Source organism: uncultured Oceanicoccus sp., from assembly GCF_963968385.1.
Taxonomy (GTDB): domain Bacteria; phylum Pseudomonadota; class Gammaproteobacteria; order Pseudomonadales; family Dasaniaceae; genus Oceanicoccus.
In genome coordinates, this window is the sequence record NZ_CAXAHB010000081.1 from 1 (window position 1) to 6,757 (window position 6,757).

Below are 6,757 nucleotides of genomic sequence, written 5' to 3' on the forward strand. Positions count from 1 at the left end.
CCATAGCTTTCAATTGACGATTTATGCATAATAAGCACCGTCCCATCCCATAAACACCCATAGGCGAGACCATATGTACCACCGCTACTTTGGTTTGCAAGAAGCGCCTTTCTCTATTGCCGTCAACCCGCGCTACCTGTTTATGAGTGCCCGTCACCGCGATGCGCTGGCGCATCTGCTCTATGGCGTAGGCGCAGGCGGCGGATTTATTCTGCTTACGGGTGAAGTCGGCACCGGCAAAACCACGGTTAATAAAAGCCTGCTCGAACAAATTCCTGAAAATACCGATATTGCGTTAATCCTTAACCCAGCATTAAATGCTGTTGAGCTTTTAGCTACCGTCTGTGATGAACTAGGTATTGCCTACCATAGCAGTGAGCAAAGCCTTAAAACCTTAACCGATAAGTTGCATCAGTTTTTACTGGCCAACCATGCCAATGGCCGCAATACCGTTTTGCTAATAGATGAAGCGCAGCATTTGCAGTTTGAAGTGTTAGAACAAATTCGCTTGCTGACCAACCTTGAAACCAACACCAAAAAACTATTGCAAATTATACTGGTGGGACAGCCGGAATTACGCACCCTGCTTAATAAACCCGAGTTGCGGCAACTCGCCCAGCGCATTACGGCCCGCTATCAATTAAAGCCGCTGAATTTGGCAGAAACCGATGCTTATATCCGCCACCGGCTACACGTCGCTGGCTTGCCTGCCAACCAAACGTTATTTCCGAAAAAAATCGTTAAAGGTATTCATGCTGTTAGCCGCGGTGTGCCGCGTATTATTAATGTGTTATGTGACCATATGTTGTTGGGCACCTACGGCCAAAATAAAACTGTGGTTGATCGCGCAATGTTAAAACAAGCGATTACCGAAGTGATGGGCGAGGAAGCAGAGATTAAACGTCCCGCGTCCATTTTTTCAGTATCCATTATTGCTGTTACGGCAGCCTTGTTAATCGCGGTAGCGGCTTGGTGGCCGCTGATCGACGAAAAAGGCAGCGCCGTTGAGCCCGTGGTTGCAGTTGTTGCTGAGCCGGCTGTTGCAAAACCTGTCTGGATTAATAGCGAACAACAGGCGGTAAACGAATTATTAGCTGCGCTTGAGCTGGAAGGGAATGATTTAAATCTGATCTGCAGCAAAAAAGAGCGATCAAGTCCACGCTGTGAACGATTGACTGTAAAAACCTGGCAAGCTCTGATGGAATACAATCTGCCCGTGGTGTTATCACTCATTACCCCCGCCAAAATGCAGGCCTATGCCATCCTTATCGGTATTGATAACCAACAGGCGACCGTAAGCCTTAATGATCAAATATCCTCGGTGCCCTTGGCCGTTCTGGGTGAATTGTGGACCGGCGACTTTCTCTTTGTCTGGTCGCCCCCGCCAGCCTATACCGTCCCTTTTTCCATCGACTATAACGGGCCTATGGTTAAATGGCTGGCTGAACAATTTGCCGAGATCGATGGCCAAAGTAGCTTATTAGCAGAAGACACTTTTAACTCGGTACTTTTACAGCGAGTAAAGATTTTTCAGAAAAATCATCAATTACTTGATGATGGTGTTGTTGGTTTAAAAACATTATTAAAAATAAACCAACAATTAAATCAAACCAAAACCTTGCCAGCGGTAGCGGCGGAGGATTAAGTATGTCGCTAATTTTAGATGCCCTTAATCGCGCCGACCAGGAACGTACTGAAGAAAATCATATTCCCAACTTGCATGCCAGTCATGGGCCTGCTCCGGAAACCAGTAGACCTGTGCGGCGCTGGATTATTGAAGCGGCTATTGTCTGTCTTGCCGTTAGTGCTTTTGTTTATTCGCAGTGGTCAGACGATAGCGGCGCTAATATTCAAACAGAGTCTATCGCTGTGTCGCCAATAGCGACGGTAGCCGAAAAGGCGCCGCCAACACCGCAAAAAAACGCTGCCGCGACTTCAGCAAAATCGACGGCGGAAAACAAAACCGTGATTGAAAAACCCGTTAGAAAACCGGCAACACCAGAAGCCAACGCCACAATTACATCACTGTATAAACAACCGACGGCAGCAAACAAAATCAGTGCGCCCACTATCGGCCAGGCTCCCGTTATTAAAGAAGAACCAGCTATCGACAACACTCGCTTTATTTTGCAACAGATTCCTTTCATTACGGAACGCTCATCACGTTTCCAGCGGTCTATTCCAAATATTGATTATGAAGTGCATGTCTACTCAGAAGAGGACGGTGCCGGTTTTGTAAAACTTAACGGCAATATTGTGAGAGTCGGCGCTCAGCTTATGCCAGGCTTGCGACTGATTGCCATTTTAAACGATAGTATTGTGCTCGATTTAAATGGTACACAATTTCGTCTGCCGGCCCTCAATAGCTGGGCGAATTACAACTAGCACTTCTTCACTGAAAACACATTTCACTCTTTCGTTTCTGCAGTGCAATCACTAACGCCGTCACCTCGGCTAAGTAGAATAGTTAGTTTCGTTGACATAAAGCCAGCCACCGCTGAATACCGGTGCTGCGATATTTATTTTTATGCAAAATAAAGTAAAAAGCGCGGTGAAAATCCCGGTGTGGAATCTTTAACGGTACCAAGCTGCCGCGCTGAAAAGCATCTTCCAGCGTGATGTTTGATAAACAGGAAATGCCTAGCCCGGCTTCGACGGCGCGCTTAATGGCCTCTGTGTGCTGCAGTTCTAATTTAATCGACTGGCTAGGCAATAGACCATGCATGGCACGATCAAAACCTTGTCTGGTACCTGAACCCGTTTCACGCAGAATCCACTCGGCGGCTATTAGATCCTGATCGTCAAGCACTGACTTTTGTGCCAGTGGATGATTGGGCGCGCAAAATACTACTAGGGCATCATCACGCCAATGGCTAACCTCAAGATCCGAATGATAAAACTCACCCTCGATTAAGCCGATATCCAAATCGAAATTCAGCACCTGCTTGGCGATAGCTTCGGTATTGGCAACCTCAAGCTGAATTTCTGCGCCGGGATTTTCTCGCATAAAGTCGGCAATTAGCCCCACCGCCAAATAGTTACCAATAGTGAGTGTTGCCCCCACCTTGATATGGCCGATATCTTTATGATTAATCAATTGCTGCTCTAGCACCTTGGCCTGTTCGATAAGCGCCTGCGCTTTGGGCCGCAACGACAGGCCCTGCTCATTGGCTTGCAGGCGTTTGCCAACGCGATCAAACAGCTGCATATCAAACTGTCGCTCCAGATCTTTGAGTGCCCCGCTCGCTGCAGACTGCGACATAGCTAGGCTTTGCGCCGCTTTGGTGACATTCTCAAAGTGGGCGGTGGCAAGAAAAACTTCCAACTGTCTAAGGGTATAGCGCATAGCATTTAGCTCATACATTGGTAAAACCGATTATATAAACAAGAATAACCTGTTTTACTAATATATCAAGTCGGCTTATTGTACCTCCATCATTTATTAGCCGGATTAAATAATCGCCATGAGCAATTTACTCACCGAACAAGTTACCGATGTTAATCACTGGACGGACACCCTGTTTAGCTTTAAAACCACCCGCAATTCGGGCTTTCGATTTAAGAATGGCCATTTCACCATGATTGGGCTGGAGCGCAACGGCAAACCTCTGATGCGCGCCTATAGTATTGCCAGCGCCAACTACGAGGACGAGCTGGAATTTTTCAGCATTAAAGTACCCGATGGCCCCCTAACCTCTGAACTTCAGAAGGTACAGCCCGGTGATAATATTCTGATTAGCAGCAAGCCTACCGGCACGTTAATTCTCGACAATCTGTTGCCAGGTAAAAATCTGTACCTGATTAGTACCGGCACTGGGCTGGCTCCTTTTATGAGTATTATCAAAGACCCAGAAACTTATTCCGAGTATGAAAAAGTTATTCTTACTCATGGTTGTCGCTATATCGATGAGCTAGCTTATCAACAGTCGATTAATGAGCATCTGCCACACAATGAGTACTTTGGTGATTTAGTTAAAAACCAATTAATTTATTACCCAACCGTTACTCGCGAAACGTTCAAAAACGAAGGGCGTATCACTGATCTATTAGAAAGTGGTAAACTCACTAGCGATATTGGTTTGCCAGCGATTAATAAAGCTGATGATCGCTTTATGATTTGCGGCAGCCCGAGCATGTTAAAAGATACCTGTGCCATTCTGGATGCGCTGGATTTAAAAGAAGCTCGGCACGGTAATGCTGGCCATTATGTGGTTGAACGTGCTTTTGTTGAATAAACACTCTCTATAGGCAACAACCATGGAAAACCAATCGACTGGCGAATCTGAAAAACCACTGGGGTTTTTTCAAATGGTCGGCAGTGTTTTGGCCTCGTTTTTCGGCGTGCAAAGTTCTAAAAATAAACAGCGGGACTTTAAGCGGGGCAAAGCCTCGCAGTTTATCGCGGTGGCTATTTTAATGACCGCGGTTTGGTATGGCGCTATTTATTTATTGGTTAATATCGTTCTGAATCAATAAACAACGCTAGGCAAAAAACCGCAACGCCAGATACGGTGTAATAAAGAAGATAAACACCAGCATCTCAAATACGGCTAACAGCCCATAGTGAATTTTATCAAAGCTCTGTTCCGATAATTTAAACCAGCGACCGTGAAAATTAATTATCCAATCACGAGCCACGATAATCACTAAAAACCACAGCAGTAATAGCAAAAGATTAATCACTGCACCCCAAGCAAAAAAACTAATTAGCCATTCACTATCCATCGTTGGTTCCTCGCTGTGTTAGTGGTCGTTAATCTCCATTATTAAAAAACTATTGAAAGACAATCGGCTTGTCGCCATAGCGCCACGGCGCTTGTTTTTGCATACAATATTCAAACATGGGTGAGGTTAAAAAAGTATTTAACCACCGCCGTAAATTTTTATATTGGCTGCCATCAAACCACGTTTTATCAACCAGAGCAAACTGACGAATAAAGGGAAATATAGCGATATCGGCCACTGAGGGTTGGTTATCGATTAAATAGGTATGGGCGCTTAGGCGCTGTTCCAAGAGCGCAAGAAATTTTTCACCTTCGCGGCGATATTCCAACTGAGATTTTTCTGGATAGCGATCGGCATATTTATAGCGATCGAGATTAGCTTTAAAGTCACCATCGTTTTGATCGATTAATTGATTTAGCGATAGCTGATCGGCGCGTAATAATTGTTCAGGATCATTTTGCTGCAACGCCCAGATGATAATATCTCGACTTTCATCAATCACCTGATCATCGGTTGTCACTAAAACCGGTACGGTGCCTTTGGCAGAATAGTTCAGCAGGCAGGCCGGCTTGTCACGCAACAACACCTCCCTTAACTCTACCGAAATCTGACTAGACAATAAGGCCATCCGCGCTCGCATCGCATAAGGGCAGCGACGGAATGAATACAGTATCGCGCGCGTCGGCTTAGCCAATTAACTATTCAACCAAACATGTTCTGCCCACTGCCAGACATTGGCCCAGGGCTCATCATCGGTAACGGCACCGTCTTTCCAGTAGACCACTTCGCCGATTTCATTGGTGCAATAGTAATTGCCGCGGTCCTCACAGAGCGGAATTAACGTTCGGGACACACCCAGCGACCAAGCCACGGCGGCCACCTCAGGCAAATACGTATGGGAGCTGGGATCTGCCACTGTAACCGGCTCCAGCGTTCCATAAATCACATCGCTGACAGTCAGCATAAATTGCCGAAATTCATTATCGAGCGCCACCAATAGCTGCTCTTCGACATCAATAATATCGTCCATATCTGGCAACTCTAACGGTACTGGCACCTGTTCGTTACAGGCTCTTAGCTCGGCGATGATTTTGTCCATATTGTTCTGTCTTTCTTTTATCTGATGGTATTCGGTTTTTCCCGCATTGAAGCAACGATAACGTCTAAAGTCATTCAAACTAAATTAGCGGGCATTAGCACGAGGCTTAATCATTGGATAATAGCTTAATTATCTTACTCTTATTCTTTTCGCCAAAGTCTTGGTACTGATTGATAATGCCAGAAAGTGACTGGCCAAACTCCGTCAGCGTATATTCAACCCTCGGCGGTATGGTTTGAAAGTCTTTCCTTGAAATTAGATCATGGCTTTCTAATTCTCTCAGCTGCTTGGTGAGCATTTGTTCTGTAATCGGGGATAAAGTCCTTCTTAATTCACCAAACCTTTTTGGCCCTGACTGAATGATATGCATCAAGGGCATATTCCATTTACCACCAATTAACTTTGTGACCTGATAAATAGCACAATAATTGTCTTTCATAAATTTTATACTATGTTTTTATTTAGTACTAACTTAATTATTAGTACTTGTTATATTCATTGTCTTAATTATGGTGCTTGTTTTCAATCAGAGGAAATAAAAATGAATGGCTTAAATGAATATATGAATAACGCTCTTAGCAGATTTTCTTTTGTCGGGCCTTGGTTTCTAAGAATTATTCTAGGGATATCGTTTTTTCTATATGGTTATGGAAAGTTTCCGTTACCTTCAGAAAGGTTGGTTGCTTTTGGTTTTCCAGATTTGATCGCTATCATGGTGCCCCTTGTTGAGGTGATAGGCGGCATAGGCATTATTTTGTCAGGTTTTTTAAGTGGCGCTGGGGGTCAATTGTTAACCAGACTATTTGCATTAGTGCTGTCAGTGTTGATGGTCTTTGCGCTTGTTCTTGCGCACTCAGATTGGTTAATCACAGCCGATTTATTTAAGAATATACAAGTCTATTTACTTGGCGTGTCTTTGTATTTCTTTTTTAA

At 44.6% G+C, this 6,757-nt stretch carries 10 protein-coding genes; 5 read left to right on the forward strand and 5 right to left on the reverse strand.

Annotated features, from left to right (window positions below; genetic code table 11):
- Positions 1-73: 73 nt before the first annotated feature.
- Both AACP44_RS07915 and AACP44_RS07920 read left to right on the forward strand, forming a co-directional pair.
- The gene (locus AACP44_RS07915) at positions 74-1,645 is read left to right on the forward strand and encodes an AAA family ATPase (RefSeq protein WP_339339973.1); all 1,572 of its coding nucleotides are present in this window, start codon (positions 74-76) and stop codon (positions 1,643-1,645) included.
- Positions 1,646-1,647: 2 nt separating this feature from the next.
- A complete protein-coding gene (locus AACP44_RS07920) occupies positions 1,648-2,385 on the forward strand; it encodes a general secretion pathway protein GspB (protein WP_339339975.1) in 738 nt (245 codons plus the stop codon).
- Positions 2,386-2,467: 82 nt separating this feature from the next.
- On the opposite strand, the gene AACP44_RS07925 is transcribed toward AACP44_RS07920, so the two are convergent.
- Positions 2,468-3,346, reverse strand: coding sequence for a LysR family transcriptional regulator (locus AACP44_RS07925; RefSeq protein ID WP_339339985.1), 879 nt, complete (start codon positions 3,344-3,346; stop codon positions 2,468-2,470).
- A 118-nt stretch (positions 3,347-3,464) separates the two neighbouring features.
- Here AACP44_RS07925 and AACP44_RS07930 point away from each other — a divergent pair, with 118 nt between their 5' ends.
- Together AACP44_RS07930 and AACP44_RS07935 are read left to right on the forward strand one after the other, a co-directional pair.
- Positions 3,465-4,235, forward strand: coding sequence for a ferredoxin--NADP reductase (locus AACP44_RS07930; RefSeq protein ID WP_339339977.1), 771 nt, complete (start codon positions 3,465-3,467; stop codon positions 4,233-4,235).
- Between the two features lie 22 nt (positions 4,236-4,257).
- Positions 4,258-4,476, forward strand: a complete 219-nt coding sequence (locus tag AACP44_RS07935) for a DUF2970 domain-containing protein (RefSeq protein ID WP_339339978.1) — start codon at positions 4,258-4,260, stop codon at positions 4,474-4,476.
- A gap of 6 nt (positions 4,477-4,482) precedes the next feature.
- Here AACP44_RS07935 and AACP44_RS07940 read toward each other — a convergent pair whose 3' ends face one another.
- From AACP44_RS07940 to AACP44_RS07955, 4 genes are all read right to left on the reverse strand, one after another.
- On the reverse strand, positions 4,483-4,725 hold the full coding sequence (locus tag AACP44_RS07940; protein WP_339339979.1) for a DUF6868 family protein: 243 nt from the start codon (positions 4,723-4,725) through the stop codon (positions 4,483-4,485).
- Positions 4,726-4,774: 49 nt separating this feature from the next.
- Positions 4,775-5,419, reverse strand: coding sequence for a glutathione S-transferase (locus AACP44_RS07945; protein WP_339339980.1), 645 nt, complete (start codon positions 5,417-5,419; stop codon positions 4,775-4,777).
- Positions 5,420-5,824 (reverse strand): SMI1/KNR4 family protein, encoded by a 405-nt coding sequence (locus tag AACP44_RS07950; protein ID WP_339339982.1) that lies wholly within the window; start codon positions 5,822-5,824, stop codon positions 5,420-5,422.
- Positions 5,825-5,930: 106 nt separating this feature from the next.
- Positions 5,931-6,263 (reverse strand): helix-turn-helix domain-containing protein, encoded by a 333-nt coding sequence (locus AACP44_RS07955; protein ID WP_339339983.1) that lies wholly within the window; start codon positions 6,261-6,263, stop codon positions 5,931-5,933.
- A gap of 102 nt (positions 6,264-6,365) precedes the next feature.
- On the opposite strand from AACP44_RS07955, the gene AACP44_RS07960 reads away from it, so the two are divergent.
- Positions 6,366-6,757: DoxX family membrane protein (locus AACP44_RS07960; RefSeq protein ID WP_339339984.1), on the forward strand; the 392-nt coding region annotated here is incomplete at its 3' end.